This window comes from Candidatus Acidiferrales bacterium, from assembly GCA_035515795.1.
Lineage (GTDB): Bacteria > Bacteroidota > Ignavibacteria > Kryptoniales > JAKASW01 > JAKASW01.
This window is the reverse complement of record DATJAY010000010.1, coordinates 1-20,538: the sequence shown is the minus strand read 5'-3', so window position 1 is coordinate 20,538 and position 20,538 is coordinate 1. Positions and strand designations below refer to the sequence as shown.

The following is a 20,538-nucleotide window of genomic DNA, read 5'->3' as shown; positions in this document are numbered from 1 at the left end:
CACGAATGATTCTCTTGGCAAAGCGAATTATTCATAATAGAAGACGAAAATATCAACTCAAAGGAGATGTTGGCAAATATGGAAATCTCGTCTGAAGCATCCGCCGGCAACCAGGTAAAAATCGGCAACTATCGTTGGGTGATTTGTGGGCTCCTCTTTTTTGCCACAACCGTCAACTACATGGATCGGCAAGTTATCAGTTATCTGAAGGAATTTTATTGTAAGCCGTCCGACCTCGGAGGGTTTGGCTGGACGAACTCGCAATTTGCTTATCTGACTTCTTTCTTCACCGGTATATACGCGGCGGCAACCATCTTTGCCGGATGGTTTATTGATAAAATCGGGACCAAAATTGGGTTAGCGATTTCTCTAATCGCGTGGTCAATTTTTGGAATCCTCAACGCTTTTGTGGGGAGCCTGGTTTCGATGCACATCGCCATCCGAAGTCTGTTCGCAGTCAGCGAGTCCGGCAACTTTCCGGCTTCAATCAAAAGTGTCGCCGAGTGGTTCCCGAAACGCGAGCGTGCCTTGTCAACGGCCATTTTCAACGCCGGTTCGAATTTCGGCGCAATGATCGCCGCACTATTTGTGCCATGGTGCTTGATTTATTTCGGGGAACAGCAAGGTTGGAAACTGGCGTTCATTTTGACCGGCGCAATCGGATTTCTCTGGCTGATCTTCTGGTTCTGGTTCTACGAAACGCCCGCAAAGCAGAAGCGGCTCACGAAGCCAGAATTCGATTACCTCCGCATTGATGACGATGTCGTGGCCAAGGAGCAAACCAGCTCGGGAGCAGAGAAACTTTCGTGGTGGAAGCTGTTCAGCTACAGACAACTGTGGGCATTTTTTGCGGGCAAGTTCATGACCGACGGCATATGGTGGTTCTATCTCTTCTGGTTGCCGGACTATTTGATAAAGCAATTTCACATGACAACCGGGCAAGTCATAATGCCGACCTTCATCGTTTATGGCGTGGCAATTGTCGGTAGCGTTTATGGCGGGAGCATTCCACGGACGCTCATCAACCGCGGCATGCCGGTCTATAAGGCGCGCATGACCACGATGTTCGTTATTGCGGTTTTCCCGCTGGCTGTTCTTGCCACGCAGTATTTCGGTGATGTGGCAAGGTTTGGCAGCCTGGCTGTCACCCTTGCCGTTGCCATGATCTGCGTCGGCACGACGGCGCACCAGGCGTGGTCGGCGAATCTCTTCACGACTGTTTCGGACATGTTTCCCAGAAAGGCAGTTGCCTCCGTCACCGGCATCGGCACAACCGCCGGCGGCATCGGGGGCGTCATTGTGCAATTGCTTGCAGGACGGCTCACCGACACTTTCGCAGGACACCCGCAGACCGCCTACTTCATCATGTTCGTCATCTGTGCGTTGAGTTACCTGATAGCTTGGGCGATCATAAAGGGGCTTGTGCCGCGGCACGAGCCAATTACTGATTTGTAAAAATGAGAAATGAAATCCAAATTTCGAAGCGTTGTGTAGCAGCGATTCAAAATTCAAGATTTAAGGCTCTTTGTTGATCCATGTTGTTGTATAGTAAAGGCTCAGTCGATGCAAACCTTTCGCTTGACGATCTGAGGGAAGGATTGTATCAGGCATTGGATAAACTCGGCCCGAGGCGGAAAGTGATCGCCATTCCTCCGGACATTACAAGGTACCACTCTCAGGCAGGTGTGCTGACGGAATTGGTTTGGGAATATTACCGCGAAAAGCTCGGAGATGTTCTTCCGTCAATCGGCACGCATTATCCTATGAGTGATGATGAAATCGGAGCAATGTATGGGAATACTCCCAGGAATCTGTTCCGCGTTCACGATTGGAGAAACGGTTTTACGACTATGGGCGAGGTGCCGTCAGATTTCGTGAGGAATGTTTCGCACGGCGCGGTCGATTATCCGATACCGATTCAGGTTGACAAGCTCTTGATCGAAGGAGGACACGATTTGATCCTGTCGATCGGCCAGGTCGTTCCGCATGAAGTTGTAGGTATGGCAAATCATAACAAAAATATTTTCATCGGGACTGGAGGACGGGAAGGAATAAACAAGACCCACTTTCTCGGAGCGGCGTACGGTCTCGAGAGAATAATGGGACGAGCCGATACACCGGTAAAGCGCGTGTTGAATTATGCTTGCGAACATTTTGCGAATAATATGCCGATCATCTACGTGCTGACGGTAGTTGATAAGGTCGCCTACGTCCCGGAGTTCCAGCGCCAGGATGATGAGGCTGACCTGGCTTCACGAGAGGCTTCCGCGAATGGAGGCGGGTTCGCTGTGAGAGGTTTATTTATCGGTGATGATATCGAGTGTTTTAATCTTGCGGCCGCCCTTTCTCTTAACGTCAATTTCTTCATGCTGGAGAAACCGCTGGAGAAGGTTGTGGTTTACCTCGATCCGACTGAGTTCAAAAGTACATGGCTTGGTAACAAGGCAATTTATCGCACCCGGATGGCAATCTCGGACGGCGGTGAACTTATCATACTTGCCCCGGGCTTGAAAGAATTTGGAGAAGACCCGGGAAACGATGCGATCATTCGCAAGTATGGTTACGCAGGTACGCCGAAGATTCTCGACCTTGTAAAACGTAACGCCGAGCTCCGAGATAATTTAGGCGCAGCTGCACACCTGATCCATGGTTCCTCTGAGGGCAGATTCTCAATTGTGTATTGTCCTGCACATATTTCCAGGAAAGAAATCGAGAGCGCATATCTCAAATACTCGGACATAAATGATATGATGAAGCGGTATGACCCCCACAAGCTAAAAGACGGTCTTAATAAGCTGCCGAATGGAGAAGAAATTTTTTACATCTCAAACCCAGCCCTCGGCTTATGGGCATATAAAGGAAGATTTAACGAGGATTAGTCGTCTCGGCCTGACCCTTTCCAGGGGGAAGAGTTGCGGGACATAAATTTGAAATCAAAAATATCTAAATCAAGAAGGAACAAATAAGAATATGTCATCGAAAGCAGATATCGGTTTAATTGGATTAGCGGTGATGGGAGAAAATCTTGTGCTCAATATCGAGAGCAGGGGATTTACAGTCGCCGTTTTTAATCGCACTGTTGAAAAAGTGACGAATTTTGTCAACGGTCGTGCCAAGGGAAAGAAAATTGTCGGGACTCATAACATCGAGGAATTAGTTTCTTCACTTAAGACCCCGAGAAAAATAATGTTGATGGTGAAGGCCGGAAAGCCTGTCGATGAATTCATCGAGATGCTTATTCCTCATTTGGAGAAGGGCGACATCATCATTGACGGCGGTAACTCGCATTATCCGGATACAATCCGAAGGACAAAGCACCTCGAGAGCAAGGAGCTAATGTTCATAGGGACCGGAGTCTCCGGCGGAGAAGAGGGAGCGCTGCGAGGTCCCTCGATCATGCCGGGCGGCTCGCCTGCGGCCTGGCCGCACGTGAAACCGATATTTCAGGCGATTGCTGCAAAAGTCGAAGATGGCACACCATGCTGTGACTGGGTCGGGAGCGACGGTGCCGGTCATTTCGTTAAGATGGTACACAACGGAATCGAATACGGCGACATGCAGTTAATCAGCGAAGCATATCAGATTATGAGAGAGCTATTGGGTATGAACGCACTCGAAATGCATGAAGTGTTCAGGAAATGGAACACGGGAGATCTGAACAGCTACCTGATCGAAATTTCAAGAGACATTCTCGCGTACAAAGACGGTGACGGTCAGCCGCTTGTGGATAGGATTCTTGATACAGCAGGACAGAAAGGGACAGGAAAATGGACAAGTGTGACTTCCCTTGATCTCGGGATTCCTCTCACGCTTATCAGCGAAGCCGTCTTTGGCAGATGTCTTTCAGCGATGAAGGAAGAAAGGGTAGCGGCGTCAAAAGTGTTGGCGGGACCTAAATCAAAATTCGCAGGAGACAAGCAGGCATTCTTGAACGACCTTGAGAAAGCTTTATATGCTTCGAAGATCGTCTCGTATGCCCAGGGTTTCACCATGCTGCGCTCGGCGGCTGAGGAATATAAATGGGACTTAAACTATGGCGGCATCGCGCTGTTGTGGAGAGGTGGTTGCATCATCCGAAGCGTTTTTCTCGGGAAGATCAAAGAGGCGTTTGACAAGAATCCCGATCTCAGCAATCTGCTTCTTGATCCCTTCTTCAAAAACAAAATTGACTCAGCTCAAGACTCATGGCGAAGGGTTATCTCTACCGCGGTCTTGAACGGCATCTGGGTACCGGCGTTCTCCACTGCATTGAATTATTTTGACGGCTACAGAAACGCCCGACTGCCGGCGAACTTGCTCCAGGCACAGCGCGACTATTTCGGAGCGCATCAGTATGAAAGAGTCGACAAACCTCGCGGAGAATTCTTCCACACCAATTGGACTGGCCGGGGCGGGGAGACAGCATCGTCGACATACTTAGTGTGAAAAGGTTAGAACATCGATAATTTTGAGAAAACAGGGACTCAGATGATTCAGAAGGACTTGACAAAGCCGGCTTCTTTTTGTATTATAAGATGTCAGACATCTTACTATGAGCGAACGAGCTACCTTTACGACGATTGGGAATCGAGAGCTTTTGAGCAAAACGGTTGCTCAGAAGATCGAAGACGCGATTCATGCTCGAGTTCTAAAGAGCGGCGATCGTCTCGCACCGGAGTTTGACTTGGCAGCGCAATTTGATGTCAGCAGGACCGTGATCAGAGAAGCCCTCAGGACGCTTAGTGCCCGAGGGATAGTTGCCATTAAAAAGGGAAAGGGCGTTTTCGTCAAGGGTTATTCTGCTGAAAGCGTAGTTGAGCCGCTCCATTCTTATCTCAGGTTCTCGATTCAAAAGGATTATGCACTCGACGTTATTCACGCGAGGCAGATAATTGAGCCCGCAATTGCTTATGTTGCAGCCCTCAGACACACGAGTGAGGATGCATCAAAACTTCAGAGTGATTGGGAGGAACTCAAGAATTGTCCGCCAAACGACCACTCCGAGCTGGCGAGACTTGACTTGCTGTTCCACCTTGACATAGCGAGGGCGACCCATAACATCATCATCCCTCTGATGATCGAGCCTATCCATCGGTTGATGCCGGCGATAAAGATCTCCGTTTATAACGCCGTTCGGAATTCCAAAGATTCCGCGGTGGAAAAACATGGGAAGGTTCTTTCGGCAATCTTGAAGCGGGATGCTGAAGGTGCAAGGCGGGCCATGACAATTCATTTGAATGTGGCCGAGGAGCATGTGAAGTTGACCGTGAAATCTGGAAACCAAAAAGTTGAAAAAAACTGAATCCGCATTTGTGCTAGCATGTATGACATGTGACGTTATAACTCATTCATCGCCGGGTGAAGTGTTTGGTTCGTTATCGTTTGGCCAGGTTCCTTTCAAGTCGACGACGTGGAGTTCGCTCCGTCGAAGACATCAATGCTATCGGGCCCGCGCGCATTGAGAGTAAGATGCGATTTAATTGGTTGTTCTCGAAAAACGTTGTCATAGAATAAAAGGGCACGGAAAGAGTTTCTTGTTTTGTCTGATGACCCGGTGGTTTGCCCTTGTCGTAATTTTTTTGTCGTTGCAGTTAACGATAAAGTGATCGCTTAAGGTTCTTTTTAAGTTTGGAGGCTGCGCGTTCGTGTTTGCTCATGACGCGTCTCTCTCTTATGAAGTTGCCGGCCTAATTGAGCGCGAATCAATTTGGCTCCGTTTTACAAATAATCATAAATGTTACGGATCAAAAGAGCAGACAGGTCGGCGCGCATCTATTATCAAATGAAAGTCAAAAGCTATTAACCTTTTTAAAAGCTATGAGGTAGGAACATGAAATGGCGTTACGAGTTCATTTGCTTTTCTTTCTTTGTCGTCGTTCTATCAAATCATGTCTTTGCCCAGGGAATTCTGCAAGGATATGTGCTGGATTCCTTATCTAAAGATCCGCTCCCTGGCGCTAATGTCCTTTTTGTTGGCACGAGCTTGGGTGCCAGCACGGACCTGGACGGACATTTCAGAGTTACGGCCATACCGGAAGGGCAGTACAAGGTTCAGGTGTCTTACATAGGATACGGAAGTAAGACAATAGATGTGACGGTCAAAGGCAAGGAGATGACGATTGAGAGTTTCCTGTTACCTCCGCAGGAGGTGAGGGGCAAGGAAGTTATAGTTGTTTCACAGGCGAAGGGACAGCTCGCCGCGATCAATCAGCAGGTCAGGGCAGCAACAATCATGAATGTTGTTTCCGAAGAAAAAATCCAAGAGCTGCCGGATGCCAATGCCGCAGAGGCGATCGGGCGGCTACCCGGTGTATCAATAATTCGAAACGGAGGCGAGGCAAGTAAAGTTGTCCTTAGAGGGCTTAGCTCAAAGTTCAGCAACATCACGGTCGACGGTGTGACGATACCCGGTACCGATTCGACAAGCCGGGACGTCGACCTCAGCATGATTTCTCAAGGCTCGTTGGCAGGTATTGAATTATACAAGGCGCTCTTGCCGGATCAGGATGGAGACGCAATAGCAGGTACGATAAATTTGGTTACAAGAAAAGCTCCTTCCGAGAGATTGATCCGTTTTGATCTCAAGGGAGATTACAATCGACTCATGAATTCGGCAGGGCAATATGATTTCTCTGGTCGATACGGTGAGCGATTTTTCAACGGCATTCTTGGCGTTCAACTTCAAGCGAATGCAGAACAAAAGATTCGAAGCAAAGAGAATACCTCTACGGGATATCAATACGTTCCTAATCCTGATTTGCCGCCTAATCCCTCGGGCTATACTTGGAACGATTACAAAATGGGGCAGTTCACCGTCGCGTTCACGGATGAGACCAGAAAGAGACAGGGCGGCCAGGCGATCTTTGACGTCAATACTCCCGACAGCGGTTCTGTGAAGCTGAGTGGTTTCTATAACGGCACGATTAGGAACATACTCGTCCATAGCAGGGTTTACCCCGGCGGTCAGCCGGGTGTGGTCTGGGATTACGACTATCGATATACTCAGACGAACATGAGCACTTCGAACGTCTCACTGCAGGGTAAGAATTTTCTTTCCGGATTTGAGGTCGATTGGCTTGGTTCTTACGCTGACTCCAGAATAAAAAACCCATTTGACTATGAGATGAAATTCACCGAAGTTCCGGGTGTAATATCCGGCGAGTCGGTTCCTTCAGGAAGAGACCATCCCGAACTAAACATCATACCTTATGCGGCAAATCTTTATAATGATGCGGCTTGCAGTAGCGCAGTCTATTATCAGGAACAAAATTTCGAGAGGCAAAGATCAGCCGCATTGAACATCTCAAGAAAGTACTCGGTGGGAAGTCTCATATCAGGTGATCTGAAAATGGGAGGTAAATACAGGGACAGATCAAGATGGATGGATCAGAGCGAGCTCGATAACAACACATACTTATACCAGTTCAATTCGTACAACAAAACCGTCACGGGCGACTCAATAAATTTGATGGGTACCCGTTTTCAAGATTATCGTGAAAACCGAGCCGGGGGTCCACCGGATTTGTCTGATTTCATTGACCAGCCTGTGCCTTCGCGCAATCTCCTTAACCTGTACAGAATGACACCGCTTATAAGTGTGGATGCCATGAAACTATGGTATCAGCTTAACAAGAACGGCTTGTCTACTGCGGGTTTGGAGTACGTTCCAAGTGCAGGAGCATCTTTGAACGACTACAGTATCAATGAGGGTGTTTCGGCCGGATACATCATGAACACTTTTGATTTCGGATACCTGGCCACTTTGATGATGGGTGTGCGTGTTGAGAACGAAAACGACAATTATGGTGCCAGGTTTGCAACGGGCGGTCTGCAGACAATTGGCATCGTTGTCACACCTTCGCCGGGGACTGAGATTAAAGATTCAACCACTAAATACGCGGAGACGATCTGGCTTCCAAACGCGCAGTTGATTCTCAGGCCTACTGATTTTTTCAGCATTCGCTTCGCTGCATACCGCGCGCTGGCCAGACCTGATTATAATCTGCGTCTCCCGCAGTTCATCATAAACAACAACTCTCAAGGTACTCCCGTCATAATGGGAAATCCTAATCTGAAAGATCCGAAGGCGTGGAATTTCGAGATCAATCCTCAAATATACAGCAGCACCATCGGACTCATCTCTGTCTCGGCATTCTTCAAGAGGATAGATGATCTGTACCACCAAATGGACGCCGTTGGCATCAGCACCGGTTATGATTCTGTGTTGAACGCCATTGGCGTGACCTGGCAAAACACGAACTATTTCAAACAGTTGGGTTCAAAGAGCAGTTTTCTCTTTACGGTGCCGTATAATGCAACACAACCCACGTATGTCTGGGGACTCGAGTTTGAGCACCAAATGAATTTCCTCTTTCTGCCCGGCTTTCTTGCCAATACCTCCTTGTCCTATAATTTTTCTATAACTCATTCTCAAACTTACATCATCACAAGGGAACTGGTACCTGATTCGGTCGCGCACGTTGTCCGCGGAGACACCACCTGGGGACCAGGTCCGGGACATAACATCGCCGTTAATGCCAAGAGGAATTCGGAGAATCAACCCGTGTTTTATGGCAACGCCGCTCTGGGATATGACATCGGAGGATTCTCAGCTAGAGTCTCTGTTTTCTTTCAAAGCCAGTATGTACAGTCATACTCTGCCGACGGCACCCAGGATATTCGCGTCAATGGTTTTGTCAAGCTGGATCTTGCTCTCAGGCAGCAACTCACGAAAGCTTTTTCGCTCTTTTTCAACGTTGACAACTTGACAAACACTCAGGAGACCACTTCTCAAGTGAACACGGTCAATAATTGGTTCCTGAATAGCACGAGGGAATTGTATGGAACATCCGCGGAATTAGGTCTGAGGATAACTCTGTGAACCTAGATTATTGTGCCTCACAGTTATTGTCAAATAGATAGAATGATTTATTGTGACGATCTCATTTATGGTTAATCAGTAACTCAACAAAAACAAAAAGGAGAAGAACATGAGAAGTAAAATGTGGTTCGCGCTGTTGTTGCTTTTTCCTGTGACAGCGTTGTGCCAAGATTTAGTAATCGAAGATTACTATTCCACTTCCGGCACCGGTGCCGGGCAGTACCTGAATACTGTAATCCTGGCGGATACGAGCAGTGCCGCTTTTAAGGCAGGTACTCGCGTCTATGTTTTGCACAGGAACGGAATTTATCTTGTTAATGCGGCCCTTACTTTTGCTGGTGGGAGCACTATTACATTTAAGGCGGGCTCGGAATACACCTATCCCGGATTTCACTATGATCCGATAGTTTATCTGGCTCCGACGACGGCGGGAACGGGCGCTCCTCCGGGACAGTTCATAAACTTGAGCGGCAATTCCACACTGTCCATGACACACATCATGGTCTCAGGATACCGGGAAGATCAGCTTCCTAACGATACCCTTCTGCAGTATTCAAACACCATGATACTTCGCACACTTTCCACCGGCACCAACAATCGCATCATCATCGATAGTTGCGTAATGAAAACGATTGCAGGGCAAATCATAAGAACGGAAGGACCAGCGGCATTAATTCAGATTACTCATTCTATCTTTGCGGACATGGGACATCCGACTTCTAATTTCGGTGCGGGTAAGTTCATCGACGCAAGGAACGTAGAAATCGATACGATGATTATTCAAAATTGCACGCTCGTAAACCTGTATGATAGGGTTGTTCGACACTATCAATCCACGTTTCCCATTGAGAATTTCATCTTCGACCATAATACCGTTGTCAATTCCATGTCGTACCACGGATTCCTCTCCTTAGGCAAGGTTGATTCTACCGGGACCGGCACGTTGCAAATCACCAACAACCTGTTAGTTGATCACTTTGCACTTGGTGAAGATACTGCTGCCATCCGTCAGGTGGAGTTCAGCGATCCGGGTGAAAAAGATACGGTAAACGGGACATGGAGAATGACATGGGTCCTTACAAACAAAAATAACGCGGCAGTTTGGAATATCCAGAAAAACTACTATGCTTCCTCGGATTCGGGTGCAGCGATACTCGCGCTAGGTCCGCCAAACGATACTATTTACGCGGGTCCTTTTTACCATAAGCAAGGTCCGCCGTACCTGACTTGGAACATGAATACTCTTCTGGCATCTCAAGGCAAAGACACAGTGCATACGTTCATACCGGTCACGAATGTAAAATTTACAAACGCTCCCGGTTTGATGACGGAACTGATAAGGTGGGTTTTGAACAAAAGCTTAGACGACAAGAACAAACCTACTCTTAACACGAGTTCAATCTGGAACTGGACATACGATTTCCATCGTCACCACCTGGAGTATTATTTTGACTCACTGAATTGTTCTTACACATCTACCACTGATCTTTCTATGGCGGGCACTGATGGCCAAATCATAGGCGACACTAGGTGGTCATTTACTTTGATCCCTGTGCTGACGTTTAGCGTGACGCCGAAGACTGTTGATTTTGATAGTGTAATGTTGACTCTGACAAAATCTGATACCGTAGTGGTCAGCAATCCCAGCGGAAATACGGCCCTCGTAGTCGATTCTGTGAAGTCTTCGTCTGCTGAGTTCACCGTCTCGCCTGCAAGTGCAAGTATTCCCATCGGTGGCAGTCAGAAGTTTGCCATTACGTTTGCGCCGGCATCTCTCGGTAGTAAGTCAGCATCGGTCGTGTTCTATGACAATGCTCCGACGGCTATGGATACCGTGTCTGTCAGCGGGGTAGGGAAGCGTCTGGTCGGAGTCAAAGATCAACCGGCTCTCCCCAAAGTTTTCGCGCTGCATGATAACTATCCCAATCCTTTTAACCCGTCCACCAAGATCAAGTATGATTTACCAAAAGATGTAAAAGTGACGCTCAAGGTTTATGACGTTCTTGGTAAAGAAGTTGCCACGCTTGTGGATTCGAAGCAGGCAGCCAATTATTACGAAGTAGAATTTGACGGTGCAAGATACGCAAGCGGAGTCTACTTCTATAGACTAATTGCTGGTACTTTTGTGCAGACAAAGAAGATGTTACTGCTGAAGTAAGATTCACGTTTGAGGCGAGGCGGCAATGCCTCGCCTCTTGCTTTTTTGTCTGCGGACCCAACGTGAGCCGCAGTTTTATTCGCAGGGTAGAAACAAATGAAAGGTGAAACGATGGAGGTACGATACGCTCCAGATGTAAAGAGTTACAAGAAGTTAAGCACAGAAGAACTCAGGAATGCGTTCCTGATGGAAAACCTCTTTCAAGATGGGAGTATACAAACACTATATTTTGATCTCGACCGTGCCATCGTCGGCGGCGCCGTTCCGCTGAAAAAATCGCTGCCGCTTCTAAGCAGCAAACAAGAGATGGCCTCTCAATATTTTGCAGAGCGAAGAGAAATCGGGATATTTAATATCGGAGGTTCGGGAAAAGTCAAGGTCGACGGTAAAGAATTCTTGCTTGAATTTAAAGATGCCGTCTATGTCGGAAGAGGTGCCAGGGAAGTCTCGTTCTCCAGCAGTCACCATAAGAAACCTGCGAGATTTTATTTTGTCAGTTATCCGGCTCATTCTTCCTATCCATCTGCGTTCATTAAGTTTGGAAAGATTTATTCGACCAGGACCGGAAACAAGCTCGATGCTAACGAAAGAACGATCAATAGGTGCATCCACGCGGACGGCATCAAGAGTTCGCAGCTCGTTATGGGTCTGACGGATCTGAGTGAAGGAAGTGTCTGGAATACGATGCCTGCACATACCCATAGGAGAAGAACCGAGATATATTTATACTTCGGACTTGACGGTGATTCGGTGGTTTTTCACATGATGGGTGAGCCTGATGAAACGAGGCACTTGATCGTCCGTGACAAGCAGGCTGTGATTTCACCTAGCTGGTCTGTTCACACCGGGGTGGGAACAAAAAGCTACTCGTTTATATGGGCGATGGGAGGTGAAAACCAGGACTACGAAGATATGGACGCTGTCAAGATGTTGGATCTGAAGTGAGAATGTTGACAGGAAGGATAATGGAACGCTGGACTAATATATAGTCTATTTGCGAAAACGATATCTTCATGGAACACAGAAACGAGTTTTAAAATGATACTTGACAAGTTTAGGCTGGACAATAAGGTAGCTATCGTGACAGGTTCTAACCAGGGAATCGGAATGGCTTACGCGATCGCATTGGCCGAAGCGGGAGCCGACATCATCAGCGTTTCTTTTGTCAAAGATTTCGCTGCGATTGAAAAAGAGATAAAGGAGCGAGGGCGGAGGTTCAAGTCTTACACGAGCGACTTTTCGGATCGAAAATCGCTTTATGGTTTTATCAGGAACGTAAAAACCGACTTCCCAAAAATTGACATACTGGTCAACAATGCCGGGACGATTATGCGAAAACCAATCTCCGAACACCCGGATGAGTACTGGGACAGAGTTATCGAGGTGAATCTCTCTTCGCAGTTCGTGCTGACACGCGAAATCGGAAAGAGCATGGTGACCAGAGGATACGGGAAGATTGTTTTTATTGCTTCACTGCTGGCTTTCCAAGGTGGAATACTTGTCCCGGGATATTCCGCATCAAAGGGCGGCGTCAAGCAGCTCACGATGGCTTTCTCGAATGAATGGGCTTCGAGCGGAGTAACGGTCAACGCGATAGCCCCAGGTTATATTGCAACCGACAATACTAAAGCCTTGCGAGATGATCCGGGACGGAATCAATCAATATTGGAAAGAATACCGGCAGGAAGATGGGGAACCCCTGAAGACCTAATGGGAACTGTGGTATTCCTGTGCTCCGACGCGTCCAACTATCTGAATGGCAGCGTTGTCACGGTCGACGGCGGTTGGATGGGCAGATAACCACTTGGCAGGTGACTTATGAAACATATTGCGCTTATAGCTCTGGTCGTTCTCCCTTTTCTATACGTAACGAGTCCCGGACAAGTCAGTCATAGTGTTCCAAGCGCCCAAGATTCATTTCTGGTAACGGCAATGAATCCGACGAATGTTTCCCGCGCCTATGAAGTGATTGCGCTCGACCTGGAAAAGATCAAATCAAAGTTTCCCTCTTTCAACGAGAAGGCTTTCTTCGTGACTTACGACAAGAATGAAATTGCGAGCCAATTGCTAGGTGCACGAGGATCGTGCGAGAACAGCACGTCTGGAAATTCATCAATGATGATTTTTGTTTCCTCCTTCGCTCCCCTGGAGAAGAAAGAATTCATCATAAGATGGACAACGGATACTGTTGAAGAGCATACATATCCCCCAATGACCCGGGCAGCTCTAGGTGTCAAGACAGATTACAGGAAAGTCAATGGTTATTATACAGGAGGCAGATTTGTCGATGTCGATTCGACGAGCGTTCCATCCGACCATTTCGCCCACGATGCGCTTTACAGGATCGAAGGCCCTGGATGGGAGTCGGACAGGATAGTTTACAGATTTTATTTGGATTCACGAAACAGGAATGACATTTTTGGGAAGAGAACGCATCAACTCGTTCTCGAGCAGATCGGTGCAAACGATCTCGTGTCGGACAGCAAAGAATCTTATACGAATATGCTCGATTGGGGGATGGACATATTTAAGGTTGGAGAGTCTCTGGGCATCGGTTCGATTGCGATGTACCACGATACAGAAGTCGCAACAGTCAGCAACGTCGAACGGGTCGAGTGCAAGATCCTAAATGGACCGATAAGGTCAGGGGTATCTACAAAATATTTTGGCTGGAAAGTTGCCGGAAAGCTATACGATCTGTTTGCAGATTTATCTATTTCGGCAGGAAGCAGGTTGACGAAAGTTTGCGCATCGGTGAATAGTGACAGTGTTCAACTCTGTACTGGCCTCGCAAAACATGTGGGCTGCGATCTGATAAAATCCCCCGAATCTTCGGATGGGAAATGGAGATATTTGGCACTGTACGGAAAACAGAGTCTTTCCGGAGACAATTTGGGGATCGCCATTTTTTACAGGAAAGAAGATGGAGCTAAGCTTACCGAAGACGGCGTAAGTGAGATCGTGGTGTTCCGTCCGATTGCGGGGCAGGTTATGTATTACTTTGGTGCCGCGTGGGAGGATGAACCGGGTGGGATTAAGAATGAAGAGGGATTCAAGAAATATTTGGAGGATACAGTCACGAGTCTGAACGATCCGATACAAATTGATTTCTGAGAGCAAGTAATAGAAAGAAGGTAAAGAGACGTAAATGGAAATTAGGAATCGAGATGTGGTCACTGCAGGAGCGCTTTTAAAAATGAGAACGAAAAGACGGATTCTTTCTGGGCATTCGCTGTTTCGAATCTTTTTAGCTCCTGATCTTCTAATGTATGTTCTCATTATGCTGCTATGCTCTTTTGGTTCCGCAGTACCTCAGGCCGGAAATCAAAAGATGTCATTTCCAAATGTAATCGCCGGAAAGTCATGGTCGGACCTTGCAGCGGACGAGGTGCTGCGGATTCACCCGCACTATGTCAACTATGATACACCGTCGCTTGCGTGGAACTATCCGCAAGGACTGATCCTTTATGCAATCTGGAATGTTTGGTTGGAAACGCACGATCAAAAATATTTTGATTATGTCAAGGAGAGCGTCGCTTTTTATTTACCCGATACCAGCGGAATAAAAACTTATGTGCAAGATGATTTTCGGCTCGACGACATTCTGATGGGACGAGTAATCCTTGACCTGTACAAATTGAGCGGAGAGGCAAAGTACAAGAAGGCGGCGGCTATTTTGCGCGAGCAGCTGACCAGGCAGCCCCGCACTCCGGAAGGCGGTTTCTGGCACAAGAAGATTTATCCAAATCAAATGTGGCTCGACGGACTCTATATGTCGGAGCCTTTTTATGCGCAGTATGCGAAAATGTTCAATGAGCCCGATGATTTCGACGACATCGCGAGACAATTCGTACTCATGGCAGAGCACGCTTTGGATCCGGCGTCGGGCCTCATGTATCATGGATGGGATTTCGCAAAAAAAGAAAAGTGGTCAAATTCGCAAACGGGTGATTCACCATGCTTTTGGGGGAGATCCATAGGCTGGTACATGATGGGGCTCGCCGATGCGCTTGACTATTTTCCTGTAGATCATCCTCAAAGGCAAAAGTTGATTTCTATATTTCGAGATTTGTGCACATCGGTTCTCAAGTATCAGGATAAGAAAACGCACCTGTGGTACCAGATCGTCGACCGACCAGGATCGTCGGGGAACTTCCTGGAATCTTCTGCGTCAGCTATGTTTGCGTATTCCTTTGCTAAGGGAGCAAAGGAGAAATATCTGGACCATGAGTTTTCTGATATCGCAGCAAGGACTTTTGATGGCCTCGTGAATTATTCTGTAAAGATAAAACAAATCACCATTGACTCCGCGAGCGCGCCGCAATTTGAATTCATACTTGAGAATACCTCCGGAACTGTCGGGCTTGGGGGAAACCCATACAGAGACGGCAGCTATGAGTACTATGTCGGTGTCCCGAAAGAGGAAAACGATTTCAGAGGAGTCGGGCCGTTTATTCTTGCCGCCCTCCAAATTGAATCGTCGGAGAAGGCAGAGAAATAACGTATAGCGAGTTCGCACTTCTTAGCAGATTTTCAGAATAGTTTGGGATTTACTTCAAGAGGACGGCGGTAATCAGGCAGCAGACTCAAATCCTGCATATTACATGCTGGATACGTCCTGACGACGGGGCATTTACTTATTGCTCGGAAAACCTGATATTTAAAGAAAACAGGTAGAACTCACTCTATAAATGTCCACACTTCAAGAATTTCCAAGCCTGTAAAATAGATGCAATTCGTATTGAAAATTAATTAACTAGGGAAATAAAAATGAGTAACGATTTAAATGTACCATCAAAGGGTGTGTTGGATTTTGTTTCGTTGGGTGCATTGGTGCACCGTCTTGACCCGGGAATCATCCCTTTCAGGAAGGCGACTGAATGCAGGATTCACGTCAGCGGCGGTGAGTTCAACGTTGCGGCGAACTTGGCGGATTGTTTCCGCTTGAACACGGGCATTGCCACTGCCATGGTCGATTATCCGATAGGCGACCTTATCGCAGAACGGGTAAGAGCGATGGGGGTGAAGCCTTTTTACAAGCATTTCAAGCACAACGGCGTGACAGGTCCCAATATGGCGACTGTATATAGTGATACAGGGCATGGCATTCGGCCGCCGGTCGTGTTCTATAATCGCTCGAATGAGGCGGCGGCGCAGTTGAAATCGGGAGATTTCAAATGGGACGAAATTCTTGCCGGTGGTGTTAAGTGGTTTCACAGTGGCGGAATTTTCGCTGCGCTTTCCGAGACGACCGGCGAAGTCATCATTGAGGGGATGAAAGCCGCCAAGAAAGCAGGAGCTATTATCAGCTTTGACCTGAACTTTCGAGAGAAGCTCTGGAATTTATGGGGGGGGCAGAAGAAAGCCGAAGAGGTCGTCGCAAGAATTGTGAAGAATGTCGATGTGCTCGTCGGCAACGAAGAAGACTTACAAAAAGGCCTGGGTATTCCCGGACCAGAGGTTGCAGCGAAATCAAAGCTGGATCCCGGAACTTTCTTCGGAATGATCAACAAAGTCGTTGAGAAGTATCCGCAGGTCAAAGTAGTTGCGACCACTCTTCGTGAAGTTTATTCGTCGAACCATCATAGTTGGGGAGCCGTCGCATGGGTGAACGGAAAAACATATACATCCCCAACTTGTGAACTCAATGTCTTAGATCGCGTCGGCGGTGGCGATGGCTTTGCGAGCGGCTTCTTCTATGGTCTCATATCAGGAGAAACACCTGAAGAGGCTGTGAAGCTTGGCTGGGCCCATGGAGCACTCCTGACGACCTTCCCCGGTGACACAACAATGGCAACGGTCGAGCAGGTGCGCACTTTTGCTAAGGGTGGCTCGGCCCGGATTCAGAGATAAAAGAATCAAATTCGGAAGCAAGACATGATTTTCCTCGTCGGCCTCATCAGGCCGGTGAGAGGTGTAGAGTGGCTTGGACGACTGAATGCCGAAGGCATTAGTGACAATTTTTGTTCATTCATTGGATATGCCGTTCAATTGTTCTCGAGGGGAAGCAAGTCGGAGTTCTTGAGAAAACCAAAAAGTCTGACATCCCGCGGGCAGAATCTCACATAACTAAAATAATTCGACCCACCTGGTAATTTTTGAAGAAGTCAAAATTTTCCATTCAAAGAAACATGCACGCTTTTGGTTCCTTGAAGCATGCGCATTCTCATCTCATTTAAGTTTTTATTGGTTGTTTTGGAGATTCTTGGCGTCTAGGATTGAGCGAAAGCAAAGAGGACGGAACGTAACCTTGTAGAATATTTTTATTTGAAATATACTTCTCGTTTATTATAATTACCGCTGAGAGAATTCGTTCCGTCTTAAAAGGAGATGAGGAGAGTGAGGACTTTAGCTTGCATTTCTGTGGCTGCGTTATTTGCCGCTGGGGCATTAGCAAACGCCCAGGAAAAAAATCCTGACGCACTTGTTGATCCCTTCATCGGTACCGCTGCCCACGGGCATGTTTTTCCAGGTGCGACCTTGCCGTTCGGGATGGTTCAATTGAGTCCCGACGAAGAAGTAAATGGATGGGATTGGTGTTCCGGGTACAACTATTCTTCAAAGACAATAATGGGATTCAGCCATACGCATCTCAGCGGCACGGGCGCAATGGATTACGGGGACATTCTTTTCATGCCGACGGTTGGAAAGGTAAGGGTTGTCCCGGGGACCGACGAAAATCCGGATTCAGGATATCGATCATCATTCAGCCATTCGACAGAGAAGGCGTCCCCCGGCTACTACAGCGTTTTTCTCGACAGATATGGTGTCAGAGTCAAGCTTACGGTGACTTATCGCTGCGGCCTGCACGAATATTCTTTCCCAAGATCGGACAGCTCAAATATTGTAATTGATCTTCAGCATGGAATCGGGAACACTTGCACGGGGTCATGGATAAAGATTGTCGGAGACAAATGGGTGGAAGGGATGAGGAGGTCTCACGGTTGGGCAAATGATCGGTGCATTTACTTCGTTGCTCAATTCTCGAAACCATTCAGGAGATTTGGAACAGCAAATGGAGATACTGTAAGTAGCGGCAATAGAAAGCAAGATGGCGACAATGTAAAAGCATTTGTGACATTCTCCACGACTAAGGATGAGGTGGTTCTGGTGAGAGTCGGAATTTCGGCCGTGAGCCTCGACGGTGCGAGGAAAAATCTTGCAGCAGAGATGCCGGATTTTGATTTCACGAAATACCGGATGAGCGCTCAAGAGATTTGGAACAAGGCGCTGGGCAAGATACGCGTCGAAGGTGGCACAGAATCAGAGGAAAGAACATTCTACACTGCACTCTATCATTCCATGATGCATCCCAATGTGTTTCAGGACGTCGACGGGAGGTATTATGGGATGGATCAGAAGATTCATACGGCGAAAAATTTCGTCAACTACACTGTGTTTTCATTGTGGGACACATTTCGCGCCTTTCATCCTCTGATGACGATAATTGATCCGAATCTCGACGCTGATTTTGTCAAAACACTCGTTGAAAAATACAGGGAGGCGCGACTCTTGCCTGTGTGGGAACTTGCAGGCAATGAGACTTACACTATGATCGGCTACCCATCAGTCCCGTTAATTTTTGATGCATACGAGAAAGGACTTGTCTCAAACCAACAAAGAGGTATCAATCTTGACACTGCATTGTCCGCGATGGAGCACAGCGCGGAAATGGACTGGCAGGGCCTGAAATATTACAAGGAACGTGGATTCATTCCCGCCGACAAGGAAAACGAGTCCGTGTCGAAGACGCTGGAGTATGCCTATGATGATTGGTGCATCGCACAACTTGCGAAGCGACTTGGTAAAAGGGATGTTTACCGGCAATATAACCAGCGTTCCCTTTTCTATCGAAATGTTTTTGACAGCTCCGCTGGGTTCATGCGAGGAAAGTTGTCCAACGGCAAATGGTACACCCCATTCGACCCTTATTCGGTGTCTGGAAATTATACAGAGGCGAATGCATGGCAGTACAGTTTTTTTGTCCCACAAGACATTGGCGGATTGATCAACTTATATGGAGGAAAAGAAAAATTTGCGAGTAAGCTCGATTCGTTGTTCAGCGAATCGAGCCAGGTCACCGGCAGGTATCAGCCGGACATTAGCGGAATGGTTGGCCAGGACGCTCAGGGAAATGAGCCGAGCCATCACGTCCCGTATCTGTATGACTATGCTGGTGAGCCGTGGAAAACCCAGCGAGTTGTCAGGGAGATTATATCAAAGTGGTACACCGACAAGGTCGACGGCCTTTGTGGGAATGACGACTGCGGTCAGATGTCGGCATGGTACGTCTTCAGCGCAATGGGTTTCTATCCGGTCACACCGGGTCAGAACACTTACGTGATTGGATCCCCGCTTTTTAGAAAGATAACCATCGAACTCGGTAAGGGGAAAACATTCATGATCAGTGCGGAGAACGCTTCTGATGAAAACATGTATATCCAATCATCAACTCTGGACGGCAAACCTTACGATATGCCTTATCTCACGCACTCAGACATAATGAAGGGAGGAACTCTGGCTCTGGTGATGTCAAATGTGCCGGACGAGCAATGGGGGCTGAGTGACTCGGGCCTTTTTATTATGGCACCAAACCACAACATCATTCCCATGCCGGAGATAGAATCAACCGGCGGCGTTTTCTATGATTCCACTGTGGTCTCATTGAATTCCAGCGAAGCGGGTTCGCGGATTCGCTACACACTAGACGGGGACGAGCCCGATTCACAATCGCCTATCTATGTTGCACCGGTTACGATTCACAAACCGTGCACTCTCAAAGCTGCGGCATTCAGTGAGAACTCAGACCAAAGCATGACAAGCGAAGCTAAATTTGTTAAATCATTCTACCCGCCCGCGACTTACCGATATCCGTTCGCCGCAAAATACACTGGCGGCGGGCCGATGGCTCTGACCGATGGCAGGGAAGGCACGACAAATTACCAGACCGGCGAATGGCAGGGATTTGAAGGGACAGATTTGGATGTAGTAATTGATTTGGAACAAGAAAAGAAGATCGACGAGGTATCAACCGGATTCCTCCAAGATACGGGCGTGTGGATATTTCTTCCTGAGTATGTGGAGTACTATGTGTCTCAGGATGGAAAAGATTTCAAGAAGATTTCTGAGATTAAAAACGATGTGGATCCGCAGAAACAGAGCCTCCTTGTGAAACATTTCACTGTAGTGCTGGACGGAATCAAAGCGCGGTACTTGAGGGTCGTTGCCAAGAACATCGGTGTATGTCCACCATGGCACGTCGGTGCCGGCGGAAAGGCGTGGCTCTTTGTCGATGAGGTCAAAATTCAATAGAAAGGTGCGTTCTGATATTAAGGAGAATAGTAAAGATGAAAAATAATTTGAAAAGGATGATTGATGTTGTCATTCTTGCCATTTCTACCATAGCGGCAAATGTGTACGCTCAGAATAATCAGCCCGATACATTAAAAGAAGGATTGTTTCTGCGCACTAGCCTGAGCGTGGTCGGGCCTGCCGATCCTGTGATCCAAAAAATTGTGGA

Annotated in this window: 12 protein-coding genes; all 12 read left to right on the top strand. The window is 47.6% G+C overall.

Annotated elements, in window-relative coordinates; genetic code table 11:
* Nucleotides 1–78: 78 nt before the first annotated feature.
* The 12 genes from VLX91_05250 to VLX91_05195 all read left to right on the top strand — a co-directional run bounded on the left by VLX91_05250 (nt 79) and on the right by VLX91_05195 (nt 20,330).
* Entirely contained in the window at nt 79–1,455 is a 1,377-nt protein-coding gene (locus VLX91_05250) for an MFS transporter (GenBank protein HUI29600.1), read from the top strand.
* Nucleotides 1,456–1,535: 80 nt separating this feature from the next.
* The gene (locus tag VLX91_05245; GenBank protein ID HUI29599.1) at nt 1,536–2,879 is read left to right on the top strand and encodes a lactate racemase domain-containing protein; all 1,344 of its coding nucleotides are present in this window, start codon (nt 1,536–1,538) and stop codon (nt 2,877–2,879) included.
* A 91-nt stretch (nt 2,880–2,970) separates the two neighbouring features.
* Nucleotides 2,971–4,425 (top strand): decarboxylating NADP(+)-dependent phosphogluconate dehydrogenase, encoded by a 1,455-nt coding sequence (gene gnd / locus VLX91_05240; protein HUI29598.1) that lies wholly within the window; start codon nt 2,971–2,973, stop codon nt 4,423–4,425.
* Between the two features lie 106 nt (nt 4,426–4,531).
* The gene (locus VLX91_05235) at nt 4,532–5,281 is read left to right on the top strand and encodes a FadR/GntR family transcriptional regulator (GenBank protein ID HUI29597.1); all 750 of its coding nucleotides are present in this window, start codon (nt 4,532–4,534) and stop codon (nt 5,279–5,281) included.
* Between the two features lie 528 nt (nt 5,282–5,809).
* Nucleotides 5,810–8,860: a TonB-dependent receptor gene (locus tag VLX91_05230; protein HUI29596.1), complete on the top strand. Its 3,051-nt coding sequence runs from the start codon at nt 5,810–5,812 to the stop codon at nt 8,858–8,860.
* Nucleotides 8,861–8,969: 109 nt separating this feature from the next.
* Nucleotides 8,970–11,018: a choice-of-anchor D domain-containing protein gene (locus VLX91_05225; GenBank protein ID HUI29595.1), complete on the top strand. Its 2,049-nt coding sequence runs from the start codon at nt 8,970–8,972 to the stop codon at nt 11,016–11,018.
* Between the two features lie 111 nt (nt 11,019–11,129).
* Nucleotides 11,130–11,963, top strand: a complete 834-nt coding sequence (gene kduI, locus VLX91_05220) for a 5-dehydro-4-deoxy-D-glucuronate isomerase (protein HUI29594.1) — start codon at nt 11,130–11,132, stop codon at nt 11,961–11,963.
* A 93-nt stretch (nt 11,964–12,056) separates the two neighbouring features.
* On the top strand, nt 12,057–12,818 hold the full coding sequence (locus tag VLX91_05215) for an SDR family NAD(P)-dependent oxidoreductase (GenBank protein HUI29593.1): 762 nt from the start codon (nt 12,057–12,059) through the stop codon (nt 12,816–12,818).
* Between the two features lie 18 nt (nt 12,819–12,836).
* Nucleotides 12,837–14,132: a DUF4861 family protein gene (locus VLX91_05210; GenBank protein HUI29592.1), complete on the top strand. Its 1,296-nt coding sequence runs from the start codon at nt 12,837–12,839 to the stop codon at nt 14,130–14,132.
* Between the two features lie 217 nt (nt 14,133–14,349).
* Nucleotides 14,350–15,519 carry a glycoside hydrolase family 88 protein gene (locus tag VLX91_05205; protein HUI29591.1) on the top strand — a complete coding sequence of 390 codons (1,170 nt, stop codon included), beginning with the start codon at nt 14,350–14,352 and terminating at the stop codon, nt 15,517–15,519.
* A gap of 269 nt (nt 15,520–15,788) precedes the next feature.
* Nucleotides 15,789–16,871 carry a sugar kinase gene (locus VLX91_05200; GenBank protein ID HUI29590.1) on the top strand — a complete coding sequence of 361 codons (1,083 nt, stop codon included), beginning with the start codon at nt 15,789–15,791 and terminating at the stop codon, nt 16,869–16,871.
* 486 nt (nt 16,872–17,357) lie between these two features.
* Nucleotides 17,358–20,330: a GH92 family glycosyl hydrolase gene (locus VLX91_05195; protein ID HUI29589.1), complete on the top strand. Its 2,973-nt coding sequence runs from the start codon at nt 17,358–17,360 to the stop codon at nt 20,328–20,330.
* Nucleotides 20,331–20,538 lie beyond the last annotated feature (208 nt).